The sequence below is a fragment of the Azospirillum sp. TSH20 genome (assembly GCF_003115935.1).
Lineage (GTDB): Bacteria > Pseudomonadota > Alphaproteobacteria > Azospirillales > Azospirillaceae > Azospirillum.
Window position 1 is genome coordinate 25,320 of the sequence record NZ_LGQU01000103.1, and the last position, 16,434, is coordinate 41,753.

The 16,434-nt window shown below is 67.1% G+C and carries 16 protein-coding genes; 6 read left to right on the top strand and 10 right to left on the bottom strand.

Annotated features, from left to right (window positions below; all coding sequences use genetic code 11):
* Positions 1-9: 9 nt before the first annotated feature.
* From TSH20_RS25220 to TSH20_RS25230, 3 genes are read right to left on the bottom strand one after another with little or no spacing between them, the layout of a single operon-like run.
* Positions 10-753 (bottom strand): ABC transporter permease, encoded by a 744-nt coding sequence (locus tag TSH20_RS25220; RefSeq protein WP_109155862.1) that lies wholly within the window; start codon positions 751-753, stop codon positions 10-12.
* Positions 753-1,772: an ABC transporter substrate-binding protein gene (locus TSH20_RS25225; protein WP_109155861.1), complete on the bottom strand. Its 1,020-nt coding sequence runs from the start codon at positions 1,770-1,772 to the stop codon at positions 753-755. The genes TSH20_RS25220 and TSH20_RS25225 overlap by 1 nt, the downstream gene beginning before the upstream one ends.
* Before the next feature lie 51 nt (positions 1,773-1,823).
* Positions 1,824-2,657, bottom strand: a complete 834-nt coding sequence (locus tag TSH20_RS25230) for an ABC transporter ATP-binding protein (protein ID WP_199231886.1) — start codon at positions 2,655-2,657, stop codon at positions 1,824-1,826.
* Between the two features lie 204 nt (positions 2,658-2,861).
* Between TSH20_RS25230 and TSH20_RS25235 the strand changes: the two genes are divergently transcribed.
* Positions 2,862-3,581, top strand: a complete 720-nt coding sequence (locus TSH20_RS25235; protein ID WP_109155860.1) for a GntR family transcriptional regulator — start codon at positions 2,862-2,864, stop codon at positions 3,579-3,581.
* Positions 3,582-3,632: 51 nt separating this feature from the next.
* Here the strand turns inward: TSH20_RS25235 and TSH20_RS25240 are convergent, their stop codons facing one another.
* Complete coding sequence (locus TSH20_RS25240; RefSeq protein ID WP_247871158.1) at positions 3,633-4,106, bottom strand: ABC transporter permease subunit; 474 nt, start codon at positions 4,104-4,106, stop codon at positions 3,633-3,635.
* On the opposite strand from TSH20_RS25240, the gene TSH20_RS25245 reads away from it, so the two are divergent.
* The 5 genes from TSH20_RS25245 (at position 4,096) to TSH20_RS25270 (ending at position 8,473) form a co-directional block, all read left to right on the top strand.
* Complete coding sequence (locus TSH20_RS25245) at positions 4,096-5,064, top strand: IS5 family transposase (protein ID WP_109155859.1); 969 nt, start codon at positions 4,096-4,098, stop codon at positions 5,062-5,064. The two genes, TSH20_RS25240 and TSH20_RS25245, sit on opposite strands and share 11 nt — an antisense overlap.
* Positions 5,065-6,244: 1,180 nt before the next feature.
* A complete protein-coding gene (locus TSH20_RS25255; protein ID WP_109155858.1) occupies positions 6,245-6,646 on the top strand; it encodes a hypothetical protein in 402 nt (133 codons plus the stop codon).
* Between the two features lie 53 nt (positions 6,647-6,699).
* Positions 6,700-7,578, top strand: coding sequence for a DNA/RNA non-specific endonuclease (locus TSH20_RS25260; protein WP_109155857.1), 879 nt, complete (start codon positions 6,700-6,702; stop codon positions 7,576-7,578).
* On the top strand, positions 7,575-7,823 hold the full coding sequence (locus tag TSH20_RS25265; RefSeq protein WP_109155856.1) for a hypothetical protein: 249 nt from the start codon (positions 7,575-7,577) through the stop codon (positions 7,821-7,823). Before TSH20_RS25260 ends, TSH20_RS25265 begins: the two co-directional genes overlap by 4 nt.
* 263 nt (positions 7,824-8,086) lie before the next feature.
* Positions 8,087-8,473: a helix-turn-helix transcriptional regulator gene (locus tag TSH20_RS25270; protein ID WP_348770456.1), complete on the top strand. Its 387-nt coding sequence runs from the start codon at positions 8,087-8,089 to the stop codon at positions 8,471-8,473.
* On the opposite strand, the gene TSH20_RS25275 is transcribed toward TSH20_RS25270, so the two are convergent.
* From TSH20_RS25275 to TSH20_RS25310, 6 genes are all read right to left on the bottom strand, one after another.
* Positions 8,470-9,147, bottom strand: a complete 678-nt coding sequence (locus TSH20_RS25275) for a JAB domain-containing protein (protein ID WP_158282060.1) — start codon at positions 9,145-9,147, stop codon at positions 8,470-8,472. The two genes, TSH20_RS25270 and TSH20_RS25275, sit on opposite strands and share 4 nt — an antisense overlap.
* A 137-nt stretch (positions 9,148-9,284) precedes the next feature.
* A complete protein-coding gene (gene argH / locus TSH20_RS25280; protein WP_109155854.1) occupies positions 9,285-10,826 on the bottom strand; it encodes an argininosuccinate lyase in 1,542 nt (513 codons plus the stop codon).
* A 66-nt stretch (positions 10,827-10,892) separates the two neighbouring features.
* Positions 10,893-11,822, bottom strand: coding sequence for a DMT family transporter (locus tag TSH20_RS25285; RefSeq protein WP_109155853.1), 930 nt, complete (start codon positions 11,820-11,822; stop codon positions 10,893-10,895).
* A gap of 28 nt (positions 11,823-11,850) precedes the next feature.
* Positions 11,851-13,077 carry an ATP-grasp domain-containing protein gene (locus TSH20_RS25290; RefSeq protein WP_109155852.1) on the bottom strand — a complete coding sequence of 409 codons (1,227 nt, stop codon included), beginning with the start codon at positions 13,075-13,077 and terminating at the stop codon, positions 11,851-11,853.
* Positions 13,077-13,859, bottom strand: a complete 783-nt coding sequence (locus TSH20_RS25295) for a pyridoxal-phosphate dependent enzyme (RefSeq protein ID WP_199231885.1) — start codon at positions 13,857-13,859, stop codon at positions 13,077-13,079. Before TSH20_RS25295 ends, TSH20_RS25290 begins: the two co-directional genes overlap by 1 nt.
* Before the next feature lie 966 nt (positions 13,860-14,825).
* Positions 14,826-16,109 (bottom strand): ATP-binding protein, encoded by a 1,284-nt coding sequence (locus TSH20_RS25310; protein WP_109155848.1) that lies wholly within the window; start codon positions 16,107-16,109, stop codon positions 14,826-14,828.
* Positions 16,110-16,434: the final 325 nt, after the last annotated feature.

Sequence of the window (16,434 nt, forward strand, 5' to 3'; positions counted from 1 at the left end):
TTTTTCGGGTCAGGCGAGGTGCCAGTGGCGGTAGCGCCGCTCGATGCGGCGGAAGACGAGGCTTTCGGTGATCCAGGCGGTCATGCCGATGATGGCGACGCCCAGCAGCACCTGGGTGGCGTTGCCGATCTGGCCGCCCATCGCCACCATCCAGCCGATCCCCTGCGAGGCGCCCAGCATCTCGGCCGCCACCAGCGCCCGCCACGCCTGGCTGAAGCCGATGCGCAGCGCCGCGGTCAGGAAGGGCAGCGAAGCCGGCAGATAGACATGGCGGATCAGCTGCCAGCGGCGAGCGCCCAGCACGCGGGCGGCGCGCAGGTTGCCGTTGCGGATGGCGAGAAAGCCCTCCTGCACCGTCACCGCCATCGGGAACAGGGCGGCGACCACGATCACCATGGTGATGGCGACATAGCCCAGCCCGAAGAAGATCATCGACAGCGGCGCCCAGGCGATGGGCGGGATCGCCATGAACAGGCCGGTCAGCGGCGCGGAGAAGGCGCGGAAGCCCGGCGACAGCGCGCCGGCCAGACCCAGCGCCAGCGCGCCCAGCACGGCGACGGCGAAGCCGCCGGCCTCGCGCAGCAGGCTGGCGCCGACATGGGCGGCGAGCTGGCCGCTGTCGAGCCAGCGCAGCGCCTCCGCCACCACCGCCCAGGGCTGCGGCAGGACATAGGGCGGCAGGTTCCAGGCGGCCGCACTCCACACCAGCAGCAGCGCCGGAAAGGCCGCCCAGCCGTAAAGCCGGGTCCGCATCAGCGGCCCGCCCGGCGCAGATAGGAGCCGTCGACGATGTCCGCCGCCTTCATCGGCACCGGAATGAAGCCGAGCGCCAGCGAGCTGTCCATCAGCCGCTGGATGAAGGCGAGGTCGCTCTCCTCCAGCCGGTCCGACCAGCCCAGCCGCTTGCGCGCCTCTGCGGCGACCGCGGCCGGCGCGATCTCGGTGCCGTCGGGGCGCTTCACCGTCTCCAGCTTGAACGCTTCGGCGATCAGGGCGTCGCCCTCGGCCGGGTGGTCGGACAGCCAGGCGATGGCCTTCGCATGGGCGCGCAGCAGCTTCACCACATCGTCCGGCCGTTCCGCCAGCGTCTTCTTCGGCGCCATCACCACGTACCAGGGATAGCCGGGCAGCGCCTGGTTCACGTCGAAAAGCACATGCGCGCTCCCCCGCAGCACCTGCTGGCTGATGAAGGGTTCCCAGGTGAAGGCGGCGTCCACCGTACCGCTGTCCAGCGCGGCGTTCATGTTGCCGACCGGCATGGAGACCACCGACAGGTCGCGGTCGGGGTCGAGGCCGGCGGCCTCCTTCAGCACGACGCCGCGCAGCAGCACGTCCATTCCGCTGCCGCGCGCCACCCCGGCGACCTTGCGGCCGCGCAGGTCGGACAGCTTGGCGATGGCGGGGTTGTTGGCGATCATCGCCGCCTGCCCGTAGTTGACCTTGGCCAGGATGCGGCTGTCCAGCCCGCGCGCCGCCCATTGATAGACCGGCGGCGCGCCGATATAGGCGACATCCAGTTCGCCGGCAGCCAGCGCCTGCTGGATGACCGGCCCGTCGCCGAAAGGCTTGGCCTCCACTGTCAGCCCCTCTTCGGCATAGAAGCCCTTCCGGTCGGCGACCAGCGCCGGGGCGTTGGCCATGGCGAAGACCCAGCCGACCCGGAGCGGCCGGCTGTCGCCTGTTGTGGCGGCCCCGGCCGGGGCGATGCCGGCGAGCAGGACGATGGAGCCGTACAGGGCGGCGGACAGCGCCGCGGCGAACATCCGGTTCATGCGCGAAATCCTTTTGGTAGGGGGCTGGCCGGGGATAGTCCCGGCCGCGGCTCAGGCCGCGGCGACGATGGCGGAAATCCGCTCCAGCAGTGTGTCGGTCAGGGTGGTGAAGCGCTGCAGCCGCCGCGTCTCGCGCAGGCGGCGCGGGCGGGGCAGGTCGATGGTCAGTTCGCTGTGGATGCCGGCCGGGGCGATGCCGAGCAGCACGACGCGGTCGGCCAGGAACACCGCCTCCTCGACGTCGTGGGTGATGAACAGGACCGTCTGGCCGAGCTGGCCGCACAGCCGCAGCAGTTCTTCGTTCAGGGTGGCGCGGGTGATGGCGTCCAGCGCGGCGAAGGGCTCGTCCATCAGCAGCAGGCGTGGCTCCAGCACCAGCGCGCGCGCCAGAGCCACCCGCTGCTGCATGCCGCCCGACAGCTGGTGGGGGAATTTGCCGGCAGCAGCCTCCAGCCCGACCAGCGCCAGCGCCGCCATCGCCTTGTCCCGCTGGTCCGCATCCGGCAGCCGGCCCGCCATCCGCAGGCCGAAGCGGACATTGTCGAGCACGTCGAGCCAGGGAAACAGCTGCGGCGATTGGAAGACATAGCCGAGCGCCAGCATTTCCGGCGTCACCGTCTCCCCGTCGATGGTGATGCGGCCGGAGTCGGGCGGCAGGAAGCCGGACAGCAGGTTCAGCAGCGTGGTCTTGCCGCAGCCCGACGGGCCGAGCAGCGCCACGAACTCTCCGGGCCGGGCGGACAGCGCCAGCGAGCGGAACACCGGGTGTGCACCGTCATAGGCGAAACCCACGCCATCGACGTGGAAGGCGGCACCGCCGGAGCGATCACCGGAAAAAGCACCGAAGCGGCTGCTGGATGGAGAGGTCGGAAGTCCACAGTCCATGTCCGTTTTATCCCCTCGATCAACCGACCCAATTCGATAATACATTATAATACATAGTATACAATACGTGGCAACTAGGGAATTGGATTGGATTCACGCGGCTGGCACCGTAGCGGCATGGACGCTTGAGCCATCCCGTCGCCGGTGGCATCAAGGCGGCCTCGATCCATTGGCTGGGTCGATCAATCAGGGAGGTACGCCAGGGTGCCCGTGGTGCGAGACAACGCGACGGCGCTGTACCGGCAGATCGCCGACCGGCTGCGCGACGAGATCGCCGCCCGGCTGTTCGAGCCGTCAGGGCGGCTGCCGACGGAAAGCGAGATCGGGACCCGCTTCGGCGTCAGCCGGGTCACCGTCCGGCTGGCGCTCGACCGGCTGGAGGCGGACGGGCTGATCGAGCGCCGCAAGGGCAAGGGCACCTTCACGGTGGGCAAGCGTGTCCAGCATCCGCTCGACCGCCTGCGCAGCTTTCACGAATCCCTGCGGCTTCAGGGGTTGGATGCCGCGATGCGGCCGATCTCGGCGCGGATCGTCGTGACGCCCCCGGACCTGCGGGAGGATTTCGGCCCCCATTGCCTGGAGGTCTGCCGCCTGCATCTGGTGGATGGCGAGCCGGTGGCGCTGGGTCGCAGCCTGCTGCCGCAGGCTCTGGAGCCGGTCGACTGGCAGGCGGCAGGACACCGGCCGATCTACGGCATCCTGCAGGACATCGTCGGCAAGCCGGTCGGCGGCGCCGACATCGAGGTGAAGGCGGCAGCGGCCGATGCGGAGGTGGCGGCGGCGCTCGGTCTGCCGGCGGGCGCGCCGGTGCTGGTGATGGACCGCCGCTCCGTCTTCGTCGGCGGCGGCTGTGCCGACCGTTCGGTGTTCCACATCCGGTCCGAACGCTACAGCTTCATCCTCTCCCACCGCTGGGAAGGGTAGGGTTTGGCGGTAGCCGGCGCCGCTCCGGAACTTGATTTGCCGGGGATGGCCTCAGCGGCGATGATCGACCCGGCGCGACAGCCATTCGCCGCCGAACTGCACCGAAGTCACCAGCACTATGAGGATCACGATGATCTCGAACAGCACCTGGGTCTCGTAGCGTTCATAGCCGTAGCGTATGGCGAGGTCGCCCAGGCCGCCGGCGCCGACAGCCCCCGCCATTGCCGAGGCGTTGATCATCGCGATCACGCAGACCGTCATACCGCCGATCAGGCCGGGCAGGGCCTCGGGCAGGATGACATGGCGGACGATGTGCCAGCGGCGGAAGCCCATGGCGTGGGCCGCCTCGATCAGCCCATGGTCCACTTCGTTCAGGCTGACCTGGGCGACGCGGGTGTAGAAGGCGATCAGGTGGATGCTGAGCGGAACGGCGTTGGCGCGTAAATCGGTCGGAGATTGGCCTTGGGCTTGGGGTATTGGGTAGAAAAGCGGCCCCTCTGAGACCGAGAGTGTGATGCCGTACAAGGCCAACGAAAGCCGTCGCCACAAAATCCCGAAGGCGCGCTACCCGGTCGAGAACTGGTCGAACTACGATGCGGCGTTGCGCCGGCGCGGTGACCTGACGATCTGGGTGATGCCGGAGGCGATCGCCACCTGGACGCCGCCGGCTTCGGGCCGACGCGGCCGGCCAGCGCGCTACTCGGACGTGGCGATCGAAGCCGGGCTGATGCTGCGTCTGGCGTTCGGTCGGCCATGGCGGCAGACCGAAGGTTTGCTGAGTTCGCTCATGCGCCTGCTCGGCCTGGACCTGCCGGTTCCGGATCACACGACCTTCTCCCGGCGCAGCGCTAATCTGGAGGTCGCGTCAGCGCTGGCCAGGACGGACGGGCCGGTCAGAGTGGTCATCGACTCCACCGGGCTGAAGGTGTTCGGCACGGGCGAGTGGCACCTGGAAAAGCATGGAGGCCAAGCGCGCCGGAGCTGGAGAAAGCTCCACTTGGCGATCGATCCGGACACCGGTGAGATCCTGGCATCGGCGTTGACGTCCAACGAGGAGGGGGATGCCTCGCTGATCGGTCCGCTGCTCGACCAGATCGCCCGCCCGATCGGCACGGTGCTGGCGGACGGCGCCTACGATGGCGAGCCAATCTACCAGGCCGTCATGGGCCACACGCCCGACGCCGCAGTGGTCATCCCACCCCGCTCGACCGCCGTGCCGAGCGACACGACCGAAACCGCTCCAACCCAACGCGACCGGCACATCCGGATGATCAAGGAGCGCGGCCGGGCTGGTTGGCAGCGCGCCGTCGATTACGGCCGCCGCTCCCTCGGGGAAGTCGCGATGCTGCGCTACAAGACGCTGATCGGTCGCAGCCTCCACGCCCGGTCTCTGCCCCGACAGAAGACCGAGGCCAAGGTCGCCTGCAAGGTGATCAACATCATGACCGGCTTCGGCATGCCGGTGTCCCGTCGCGCCACCTGAACACCGTGGGATAGGGCGAAGTCCGCCCAAATGCTGATTTCTGCACCAACGTCGTGGCGCGGCACCACCCGCCGGCCCTCGACCGGTGAGAACGGCCGCCGCCGTGCCGCCGCGGATAAGGCCGGAACATCGCCGCCAAGGGACTGGATCGCGGTGAACTCGGCATCGGCTTGGTTGGGGTGGAGCGCGAAGCCCATCCGATTGGCAAGCAGCGCCACGGCGGAGAGCCAATCGGCCGCCGCGGACAGCGCCGGGTCGGACACGGAATCGCCCACCATCTCGGCATGCTCGTCGTTCAGTTCCGTCAGCAGCTGGGCACGGGCGCTTTCGAACAGGGCGGTGCGGGTGGCGGGCCAGCCGCCATCACCGCCATGGGCCTCCAGCAACAGGCCGAGCAGTTCGGGATTGAGCAGCCAGGGGTCCAGGTTGCGCGCCCTGGCTCCGGCGATGAAAGCCCTGGCCCCGGCGTCGTCCAACCGCGCTGCCGCGATGAAGACGGCATCCTCGAACCTGAGCGGCAGCAGCTCCAGGACCACCGGCTCCCTGCCGAGCTGCGACAGCATGCGGGTATCGCTGCCGCCGTACCAGTCGGCGGTGCGACAGGACAGCCGGACCTTCGGGATGCCGAGTTCCTCCAGCTTGCCGAGGATGTGATCCATCACGCTGCGCCCGCCGCCGGTGCGCGCCCGGTGCTCGTCAAGACCGTCCAGGTACAGCGTTCGGCCCTGCATCGCCGATGCCGGCCGGCTCAGGAAGCGGCCGACCGGCATCACCTCCGCATCCGCCTCACCCGCCGCGGCCCGTTTGAACTCGGTGGTCTTGTCGAGCCCCGGCTCGCCCAGCAGCACGACGAGGCGGTTGTCCAGGAAGTCCGCGAACACCCCCTCGCGCGGCTGGCCGTCTTCGGATGCGGGCAGAACCTGCCGGAGGCGGCGCGTCACGAGGACAGGACATTGCCTCGGTGAACGTCGGACGAAGGTCGGCATGGAGAATGGCGATCTGAATAGCCGGAAGGGGGGAGTTATGGTCACAGTGTCGGGTGTTCGACCCGTCACGGTCAATCCCGGCGTCGGACCATTCCGTGCGGCGCGCGGGTTCGTGAAGTCCAGCTCTCCCTGGTTGCGTAAATGGTCAAGACCACTCTACCTTTCGTCCGATCATTGCCGAACTGGACGATTTCATGCTGGATACCGCAGACGTCCGCAGCCTGCATCTCCATTCCCTGGACAGTCTGCTGGTCGATCTGGTCAGCGGTCGGCCGGTTGGGTTGGACGCGGATGGAACGCGCCGTTTCGCCCTGGGAACGGACGAGGCGCGGGCCTTGCTCGACTGGTACCGGAGGAACCGGCCAGTGTGGTCGAAGGCCGTCGCCAAAGACCTGCTGCCGCTCCAGGTGGACGCCGCCGCCCAGACGCCGCCCGACCTGACGGCCGCCTCTGCTTCCTCCTACACGCCCGGCAGCTACGTGCCTATTCGGGTCGAGATTCTCCGATTCGGAGGCGTGCAGGAGTACGATAGCGACGAACCTCTGGTCATCGATTTCGACAAGCGGCTGCTCCTGTTGGAAGTGCACAACGGCTGACAGTGCACTGCAAGCTGTCGTAGCTTCGGCCCTTTCTGGGAATGGGAGACATCATGCTTCGCGGACTATATGCAGTTGCCCGATCGGGGGTTGCCTGCTCGCTTCCGGCTCTCGTCCTGTTCGCCCTTTCTGCTCCCGCTGACGCCGCGTCGACTGCTTGCCCTGATCATTATGCTGCGGCCGTAGCGCCGGATCTGATCAATCAGAAGCTGGCTGCGAAGACGCGGGAGCTTTGCTACTCAGCCTTCGCCGCTCTTCATTCCGGTGTGACACGGACTCCTCTCTATGCGGTTGAGCACCTGACCCGCGACAGCGTTGCGGCCGCCAAGGGCCTCGAGCGTCCGGAGGCGAGCGCCTTCCACGCCGAAACGGCCTTGCCGCCGGACGAGCGCTCCGAATTGGCCGACTTCAAGCGCTCTGGCTTCGACCGCGGCCACATGGCGCCGAACGGCGACATGCCGACGCCTAAGGCCCAGCAGGAGAGCTTTACTCTGGCCAACATGATCCCCCAGATCGGTGAGAGCAACCGTGGGATCTGGAGTGCCATCGAAGGGGCGACCCGCCATCTCGCCAACACCCGCGGCGAGGTCTATGTCGTGACTGGTCCCGTCTTCCAGGGCGTCAACCTCCAGCGTATCGGCGGCCGGGTTCTCGTGCCGACCCACGTCTTCAAGGCCATCTACGATCCGCGTCGCCGTGAGGCCGCCGCCTATCTCGTGCCCAACGCGCCAGGGAACGATTACCAGCGCATCCCCATTGCACAGCTGGAGGAGGTCACCGGCATCTCGGTCTTTCCAGGAGTTCCAGCCGCGGCCAAGTCCACGGTACTGGCTCTGCCGGAACCTCAGGCCTCGGGGCGGGGACGGAAGAAGGATGAGCCCGGTTTCTCTGAACGCGACGTGCTGAAGTTCCTGAAGGAGTTGATGCGATGATCAAGCCGTATGCCGACGACGCCGGAGCCATGCAGATCGGTGAACTCCAGGTCGAGAACGGCACCGACCGGGTGGCGCTCTATGGGTCAATCGATCTGACCAGGGATAAGCAAGGACTGGAACATGCCCGCAAGCTGCGTGACCTGCTGGCTGCCGTCGTGAAATCCCTGGAGACCGAAACTGATCTTCCCGACCAGATCCCTCCCCCGAAGCCGACGGATACGGTCGACAACCCGTTCAAGTGAATGGCAGCGGACGCAGAGTTCACAGCCTTGGCTGTCCCGCTGACCCTCGGGACATGCCAACAAGCACTCCTTGCCCTCTGTGCCCGACCCAGGTCCGTGAAAGTACATTTGGATGTGCGGACGTTAGGGTTGTATAATGATTTCATATGCTCACGCAAACGGATCGGTTGGGCGGCATGGCGCGTCGAAGGAATGGAACCCAAGCTAAAGACGAAGTTGTAGCGACCACAGCGGTCGACCGGCATGTTGGAAGCCGCATCCGGATGCGTCGCACACTCCTGGGTATGACCCAGACGGCGCTGGGCCAAGCCGTCGGCCTGACGTTCCAGCAGATCCAGAAGTACGAGAAGGGAGCCAACCGGGTTTCAGCATCCCACTTGTGGCAGTTCGGTGTGACGCTGGACGTGCCCGTTTCCTTCTTCTTCGACGGATTTGCCGACCAGGGCGATCTACCGGACGTGATCCTCGAACCCGACCTCTGCACACCGGGAGAGCCGGACCCGATGGCAAGGCGAGAGACGCTCGAGCTCGTCCGAGCCTATTACCGCATCGAGGACCGAGGCCAGCGCAGACGGCTGCTCGACCTGATCAGGGCGCTTGCCGCAGCGGACGTCCCAGCGGACGCCTTTCTGGCCGCCACCGATGCCTAACGGATGGCGGCTTCCGGCGACGCCGTTGCACCGTCCCGTTCCGCTGCAACAAGGCGGGCCAGCCGCTTCACGACAGGTTCGCCCAGCAGGGTGACGTAAGAGCGCCTGCCGATGAGGAGGTACTCGACCAATTCGACCCCGAGCAAGCTCCCGGCCTTCTGGATGTCCGCGCAGGACACCCTGACGCTGGCCGGGTTCGGTGGTTCATCGCTGGGGCAGCTGTGGACGATCACCAAACCACTGGCGTCCATGGTCAGCGCACGACTCATGATCTCCCGGACATACAAGGCGACGTCACCGACTGACCCGGTTCGGTGAAGCTCATCGGCAATCAACTTGCGCTGGCGGTCGAGGAACAGCAGGCGCAGCGTCTGGACGGACGAGCACGCGGCGCGGAGGCGGGCATAGGTGACCAGATCCTCGTGAGAGGACAGGAGCAGGCGTTGCTCCAGCACAGGCCTTGCCAAGCGTACCGCCAGTTCGAGCACGGCCTGGAAGCGGAGGGCAGCATGATCGTCCCAGGGTATGCCGCCGGGCAGCTTCCCCGCTGACGCCGCTGCGATTGCCGTCTCCAATGAGCCATGCCCAGCCAGCAGGCGCAGGGCCAGGAGATCGCCGTCGGCGTCCGGGGCGGCCATCGCGAGTAAAGAGGACAGCAGGGCTTCGTCCGGCATCCCCTCCAGGCTCCCGCCGACCCTCGGGTCCCTCATCACCGGGAACGGCCGGGGGCTGTTGGCGGCCGCCGGTCTCCCGGCCCTCGCCCTGGGCGCAACCTTGGCCATGCTTGGCATGGTCGACCTCTCACTCCTGATTATGCTTGGCCGGAGCGGCCACGGCCCGTCCGGTCGAGAACGGCAATGCCGAGGACGCCATCGACCGCCAAACGCAAGGACCGGTTTGCCCGGCGCCAGCGCCGCCGCTGCTCCACCAGCGCGCCACGGCGGCTGCGAAGCGAGTCCCGCACCCGTTCGATCTCGCTGGCGGTGGATGCGCGCCCGGGGCCGCCGCCATACTCCTGGGCAGCGGCAATGTCGACTGGCCGCAACACCGGCGACCGGGTGCCGCGGAACCACTCCGGCCGAGCCTCGCGCGCGGCGGTCTCGAGATCGACCACACCCTGGACCATCATCGAGCGGATGATGTCCCCGACCTCATGGTGGGCGCGGCGGAAGGGCATGCCATGCTCCCGGACCAGCCAGTCGGCCAGCGCGGTGGCATTGGTCTGGCCGGACACCGCCCTGAGGCGCATAGCGCCCTGGTTTGGCTCCGCCCCGGCCACGATCAGCCGGACCAGCGTCAGGGCGTCCAGCATTCCCGAGGCCGCCGACCACACCGGCTTAACGCCCTCGGTGCCGACGGCGATGGAGTTGGAGAAGGGGGTGGCGTGCATCGCCATCGCTGCCGACGTCAGCGCTCCCATCGGCGCCGCCGCCAGACCCTTGACATGCTCCAGCATGTAGACGTTGCGCTTCTGCGGCATCATCGAACTGGTGCCGACCAGATCGTCGGCCACTGTCAGGAAACCGAACTCGCCGGTGGTCCACAGCTGGAGGTCATGGGCAAGGCGGCTGAGCGTCACGCCGAGGATGCCCAGGGCCGCCAGCAGGCGCAGGACGGCATCCCGCGAGGCCACGGCGTCGATGGAGTGCGTCCAGGGCCCTGAGAAGCCGAGCAGGGTAGCTGTTCGCCGAGTGTCGATTGGTAGCCCGGTACCACCCACCGCCCCGGCGCCCAGCGGACAGCGGTCGAGATCGGCCAGCACCGCATGCAAGGACTCGGCGTCGCGGTCCAGCGCCGCGGCGACCCCGGCGTAATAATGGGCCAGCGTCACCGGCTGGGCGGGCTGGTAGTGGGTGTAGATTGGGAACACGGCGTCGGTGCAGGCCTCTGCCCGGCGCAGGAGCGTGGCCTGGAGACGGGTCAGGCCGGTCAGCAGATCGGCGACGATGTTGCGCAGCCGCAGGCGCAGCACGGTGGCGCCCAGATCGTTGCGCGAGCGCGCCGTCTGGAGGACGCCGCCTATCTCCTCGCCGAGGTCGGCGATGAGATAGGTCTCGTAGAGCAGGTAGACGCCGCGCGGGGCCGACCGGCCGCGCAGGACGGCGAAACCCGACCCTTCCATCTCGTCGATGCGCCGGAGCAGGGGGGAGACCTGCGCCACCGGCAGCAGGCCGGTCTCGGCCATCATCACCAGGTGCGCCCGGTCGACCTGGGTGATCCAGGGCAGGTCGCGGTCGATGGCGTCGTCGGCGACGTCGCCGAACAGGATGGACTGGGCCGTCGGGTTGAGCGTCCCGGCCACCCGGCCGGTGTCGCCGAGGTGGGCCAGGATCTGGGCGTTGCTGATCACCATGAGGGTGGCTCTCGGTGAGAAGGAATTTAGGGTGTTTGGCTGGTCGGAGCGTGGCTGGTCGCTGGGTCAGCGGCTGGAGGTCCGGCGGGCCAGCGTGATGCCGACCAGCGCCAGCGCGCCGCCGAGCCACTGGAGCGGCCCCAGGGCCTCGCCGAATAGCATCCAGGCCAGCGCCGCCGCCGCGACTGGCTGGATGAGCAGGCCGATGGACGAAAAGGTGACCGGAAGGTGTGCCAGCGCATGGGTGATGAGGCCTTGGCCGATGACATGGCAGGCGACGCCCAGCGCCAGCACCACGGCCCAGCCCCAAGCGGTTGCGGGCAGCAGCGGGCCGCCCTCAATCCAGGCGGCCACCGCCAGCACCAGGGCGGCCGCAGCGCTCGATCCCGCCATGATGACGCTGGTCGAGTGGCTGGCCCGCAGGCGTTTCACCGCCATCAAGTAGACGGCGTAGAAGGCGGCGGTGCTGACGGCGATGGCGTCACCCTGCCATTGCCCCTCCGCCGCGCTTCCCACCGACGCGAACAGCCCGTCGCCAATCAGCAGCGCCATGCCCGACAGCGACACCGCCAAGGCGACAATCAGGCCGAGGCCGATCCGCTCGCCGAACAGCAGCCAGCCGAGCAGGGCGACGAAGACCGGTGCGCAGTTGTTGAACAGCGTCGCCTTGGCCACCGAGGTCATCGTGATGCTGAGATGCCAAAGTGCCAAGTCCCCCGCCAGCATCAGCCCGGCCACCCCCATCAGCGCCATGTCGGCGGCGGTGACGCGCGCGCTGGCGGCCTGGGGTGCCTTCCGTTCGGCGAGCATGCCAAGCCAGAAGAAGGGGAGTGCGATGACCAGCCGGTAGAAGGCGGTGGCGATCGGCTCCAGTTCGCTGACCCGCACCAGGATGGGGGCGAGCGCAATGGCGAGCGCGCCCGCTAGCAGGGAGAGCAGCGCCGGGTTCGCCCCGGCGCGCGACGGTCCGGCGGCCGCAATGGAGGTTGAGGACATGGAAGGGGGGCTCCTGCTGCTGTTCCGGTCAGGCGACGGTGGCAAGGGTTCCGGTGCCGTCGGCTGCGACACGGAAGCGGATGGCGCAGCGCGCCAGTTCGGCGGCGGCCACGGCTGCCTCCAGGGTGGGGGCGCTGGTGAGCGCGTGGCCAAGGCGGTCCTGGAAATCGCCGCGGCGAGCGATCAGCAGCGGCGACGCGCGGTAAAGCCGCAGGTCGCGCAGGAAGGGCGCACCCCGTGCCGCCTCCAGACCCTCGGTGGCGAACCACAGTCCGTCGTCGGGGGGCGTGAGGAAGCGGATCGCCGCGTGCTCCTGCCGGATCGGCGTCACCACCGACGTCCGGCCGACGGCCAGTTCGACGGTCGCCCGGATGAGGTCGATGCCGGTGGCCTGGCGGACGAGCTCCGGGATGAATCCTCCGGCCAGCCGCGGGTTGACCTCCATCAGATGCGGGCCGTCCTCGCCAAGGCGAAGCTCGACATGCAGCGGCCCCCAGGTGAGGCCGAGTGCTCGCGTTGCGGCCAGCGCGAAGCCCGCGATCCGATCTGCCACTGTCGAGGCGAGAGGGGCCGGGAAATCGTGGCCCATCTCAACAAAGTGCGGCAGGGCACCCAGGTGCTTGCGGGTCACGCCGATGACCGTGTCGTGGAAGATTTCCACCGAATACTCGTCGCCCCGGACGACTTCCTCGACCAGCAGTGCGCCACAGGTCGGGTCGGCGAGCAGCGATCTGGCGTGAGCGGCCACCTCGGCCATCGTGGCGCAGAGCCGAACGCCGACACTGCCCGATCCGGCCACCGGCTTCAGGACAACGGGCAATCCGATGCCGATGGCGGCCTGGACGGCATCGGCGGCGTCGGTGACCTCGGCGTGGCGCACGCGGTCGATACCGGCCTCGCCCAGGCGGCGGCGCTGGGTCGCCTTGTTGCGGCAGGCGGCCACCGCGTCGGCATCCGGCCCCGGCAGGCCGAGTTCGGCGGCCAGGCGAGCGGCGGTGGCGATGTAGTATTCCGAACTGGAGGTGATCCCGGCCACCCCCTCGCTGAGCGCCAGCTGCCGCACAAGCGAGCGCAAGACGTTCAGGTCGGCGGTATTGGCCTCGACGCTGCGGATGGCGTCTTCGGCGACATAGGGATAGCGGCTGGGCTGGCAGCTGATCAGCACCGGCTCGAAGCCGAGGGTACGGGCGGTTTGGGCGAAAAGGCGGCCGGTGCCGGACGTGTTGCTTTCGATGAACAGCAGGAGGCGCGGCATCACGCGGCCTCCGCGAGGTCGCGCGCAACCGGGGTGCCTGCCGCCAGCACCTCGTCCAGCGTCCGGCGGTCCCAGCGGAAGCTGCTCCAGCTGGGCCGGATGTCGCTGGGATGCGCCACCGGCTGTGGAGCTGCGGGCAGCACGCCGGTCCAGCCCGGCAGCGCGGCAAGCCAGTCGTCGTTGTAGATGGTGGCGACGTAGCGGTGACCCTCGTCGGGGAACAGCGTCACCACCTTGCGGTCGGGATGGGTGCGCGCCCACCACTCGGCCACCAGGTACGCGGCGCCACTCGTGCCGCCCTGGTAGAGCGCGTGGTGCTGGTGCAGGCGGCGGGTGGCCAAGAACGCCTCGGCGGCGCCGACCCAATGGATCTCGTCGAACTGGCGGTGGTCGACGTTCGGCGGCACCAAGCTGTTGCCGAGGCCGCGCAGCAGCCGCTTGCCGTCGGGCTGGCCGAAGACGACGCTGTTGGGGGTGTCGACGCCGATGACGTGAAGGTCGGGGTTGAGGTGGCGCAGGAAGCGGGCGATGCCTGACATCGAGCCGCCGGACCCGACGGTGCCGACGAGGCAATCGACATGACCGAGGCGTTCGGCGATCTGCTCGGCGACCTCGGCATAGGCGCGCGGGTTGTCGGCGTTGCCATACTGAGAAGGGCAAAAGCTGCCCGGGTTGGCCTCCAGCGCGGCGCGCAGCCGGTCGAGGCGGGCGGTCTGGAAGCCGCCAACCTCATAAGGCTTCTCTGTGAACCAGCAGCCAACCGAGCCCCCAAACCGACGCACCACAAACACTTGAATTGGTTGAGGAAAACTCTGCTGAAGTGGGGTCCCGATCGGCGCTGATCGGGACCCCACCTTAGTGAGTAAAATTCATTCATTTACAAAGGTCTACATTGCTTCTGATAGGGGGCCCGCTTCCGAGTCGATTCACACCGAGGCCGCTACCAGGGCGTTGGCCGCAATAGATCATGAGATCCTGGCGCCGGTCGATCCGGGTTGGCTGCTGGCTCGCCTGCTTGCGCTTTTCGCTCATTGTCCCCCGCGTTCGACCCCGCTGGATCCGGCTGTCGAACGGATGGTCGCTAGCGACTGGGCAGAGGATCTTGGTGAGTATCCGCAATGGGCAGTCGATCAGGCGGTCCGTGTCTGGCGGCGAACGAAGAAATGGCGGCCAACGATCATGGAGATGCGGGCGCTGTGCGACGAGGCAGTCGCCAATGAACGAGGCTTGGCGGAGCGTCTTCGCCAGATCGCCGTTGCCAAGCAGGCAGGGGCTGGCAAGATAAGGGGGCAGAACATTCAGGTTATAGGTGGGAGGGCAATCAGGCGAATGTAGCGGTGATCCAGCAAAAATCCTCGAAACAGAGGTGGGAGCCAGCAGTAGAGTCGCTTGACCCGCGTCATCAACGTTCCCGCACTGTCGGCGTCCTGGAGGTCGGTAGTGTGGACGAGGACGCCAAGCAGGAAACCCAAAGTATCGACCACGATGTGGGGCTTGCGACCCTTGACCTTTTTGGCCGTGTCAAAGCCTCGGGCGCCCCCTTTTCTGTCGTCTTGGCGCTCTGGGTGTTGAGGATGGTCGCTGACGGCGTCGGACCGCGACCCTCCAGCTGGCGCAGCATCACCAAGCGAGGGCGCAGGCCCTCGCACAGCCCAGCCTCCAGGAGGGCGCGGAAGTAGCGGTAAACGGTCTGCCACGGCGGGAAGGCCGATGGCGGAAGCGCGCTCTTTACATGATGGTCGGACTTTTCAGAACGACCAGAACATGGAAAGCGGCAGCGCGATCTTGCGTGGGCCGAACGACAAGAGGCGGTCGCCGAGGTAAACAACGAACGAGCATCCTTTGTACGCTTCGGCTGGGCCGCCGGGTCCGAAGAACCAGTCTGCGTGGCGGAAGTCGCCGTTCGTGACGGTGGCTGACGCCTTCATCTCGAACAGGGCGAGGACGCGGTTGGGAGCCTGGGCGATGAGGTCCACCTCGCGCTGTTTGTCGTCCCGGTAGTGATGGAGCGTCCAGCGCTTTGATTGCAGCGGCAGGCTTTTTTCGACCTCGGTGTAGACGAAAGTCTCCAGCACATGGCCAAGCGCCGTCGGGTTTGCCAGCAGGCCGAAACTGTTCTCGTCCTCACCGCGAAGCGCGGTGGCGATCCCGGTGTCCATGAAGTGGATCTTGGGCCGCTTCACCTCCCGCTTGGTTGCTGCGGACGTCCAGGCGCCGAGCAGATGGACGATGCCCAAACGCCGTAGGATGTCGATGTACTCGTTGACGGTTTCCTTGCGGACATCACCCAGCGCGCTGCACAGGGACGCAATGTTCAACTCGTTGGCCGTGCGGTTCGCGAGTTGATCGATGAGCCTGCGCAGGACGTCCGGCTTGCGGATCGGCGCCACAACGGCCACGTCCTTTTCGACGACGCTGTCCAGGTAACTCTGATACCGGTCCATGCGATCAGGGGTGTCGAGGTGGCGGATCTCCGGAAATCCGCCGCGCAGCATGAGATCGATGGCCACCTCGCGGGCGTAGGCAGCAGGCGCCGGCAGGTGTTGCAGACAGTCGTCGGGGTTCTTCGCAACGGCATCGAGGATCGCTGCGGGATTCTTCATGTGGATCTCTGCTCCGCTCAGCGGACGGAGCGTCAGCGTCATCACCCGACCGGCTAGGGAATCCAGCGCCCGGCCGATCGTGAAGATGTCGGCGGAACCGGTCAGCAGGAACTGTCCTGGACGGCTTTCGGTGTCGACGATGCGCTTCAGCGCCAGTGTGACATCGGGCAGCCGCTGCACCTCATCGATCACTATGGGGAGTTGCTTGGTCGCTCCTTCCTTAGATAGAAGTTGCAATTGTCCATAAGGGTCGCTGTCGATCGAAGAGCGCAGATCGTCCGCGTCAAGCGTAACGTAGACGGCAGAATCAATGAGGTCGCGAACCAGGGTGGTCTTCCCGACCTGGCGTGGGCCGATGACGTTGACGACCCGAGAGGTGGCAAGCGCTCGCTCGACCTTCGGTGTGAGATGCCTCGGGATTGGTGCCATGATCCTGCTCGCGGTCCACTCTGTCCAAGGCCAATATGACGGAAAATGGTGATTAGAAACAGCGGGAAAAGACTACTAGATATGGCGGAAAAAGCCGATTACATATTGCGGGAAAAGGCGGTTAGAGGTGCCGGAAAAAGATGGACAGACATTGGCGCCACACATGCACAAGCCGCAACAGTCAGTGTGGTCGCTTCGGTGTGCCGTAGCCGCAGAACCCGACCTACTATCGACCCAACCGACGTTGTTGCATCGAGGCGGTGGAACTTCTGACGGCGTGGCCGACGCTGTTGATTACGCGATGCGGATGGAGTCCGGGCGTCCG

Excerpts from the sequence above, each read along its gene's own strand:
- TSH20_RS25220 (WP_109155862.1), bottom strand. The coding sequence starts at position 753 with ATGCGGACCCGGCTTTACGGCTGGGCGGCCTTTCCGGCGCTGCTGCTG.
- TSH20_RS25270 (WP_348770456.1), top strand. The coding sequence starts at position 8,087 with ATGCGTCGCACACTCCTGGGTATGACCCAGACGGCGCTGGGCCAAGCC.
- TSH20_RS25265 (WP_109155856.1), top strand. The coding sequence starts at position 7,575 with ATGATCAAGCCGTATGCCGACGACGCCGGAGCCATGCAGATCGGTGAA.
- TSH20_RS25260 (WP_109155857.1), top strand. The coding sequence starts at position 6,700 with ATGCTTCGCGGACTATATGCAGTTGCCCGATCGGGGGTTGCCTGCTCG.
- argH (WP_109155854.1), bottom strand. The coding sequence starts at position 10,826 with ATGGTGATCAGCAACGCCCAGATCCTGGCCCACCTCGGCGACACCGGC.
- TSH20_RS25245 (WP_109155859.1), top strand. The coding sequence starts at position 4,096 with ATGCCGTACAAGGCCAACGAAAGCCGTCGCCACAAAATCCCGAAGGCG.
- TSH20_RS25290 (WP_109155852.1), bottom strand. The coding sequence starts at position 13,077 with ATGCCGCGCCTCCTGCTGTTCATCGAAAGCAACACGTCCGGCACCGGC.
- TSH20_RS25310 (WP_109155848.1), bottom strand. The coding sequence starts at position 16,109 with ATGGCACCAATCCCGAGGCATCTCACACCGAAGGTCGAGCGAGCGCTT.
- TSH20_RS25275 (WP_158282060.1), bottom strand. The coding sequence starts at position 9,147 with ATGCCGGACGAAGCCCTGCTGTCCTCTTTACTCGCGATGGCCGCCCCG.
- TSH20_RS25285 (WP_109155853.1), bottom strand. The coding sequence starts at position 11,822 with ATGTCCTCAACCTCCATTGCGGCCGCCGGACCGTCGCGCGCCGGGGCG.
- TSH20_RS25230 (WP_199231886.1), bottom strand. The coding sequence starts at position 2,657 with ATGGACTGTGGACTTCCGACCTCTCCATCCAGCAGCCGCTTCGGTGCT.
- TSH20_RS25225 (WP_109155861.1), bottom strand. The coding sequence starts at position 1,772 with ATGAACCGGATGTTCGCCGCGGCGCTGTCCGCCGCCCTGTACGGCTCC.
- TSH20_RS25255 (WP_109155858.1), top strand. The coding sequence starts at position 6,245 with ATGCTGGATACCGCAGACGTCCGCAGCCTGCATCTCCATTCCCTGGAC.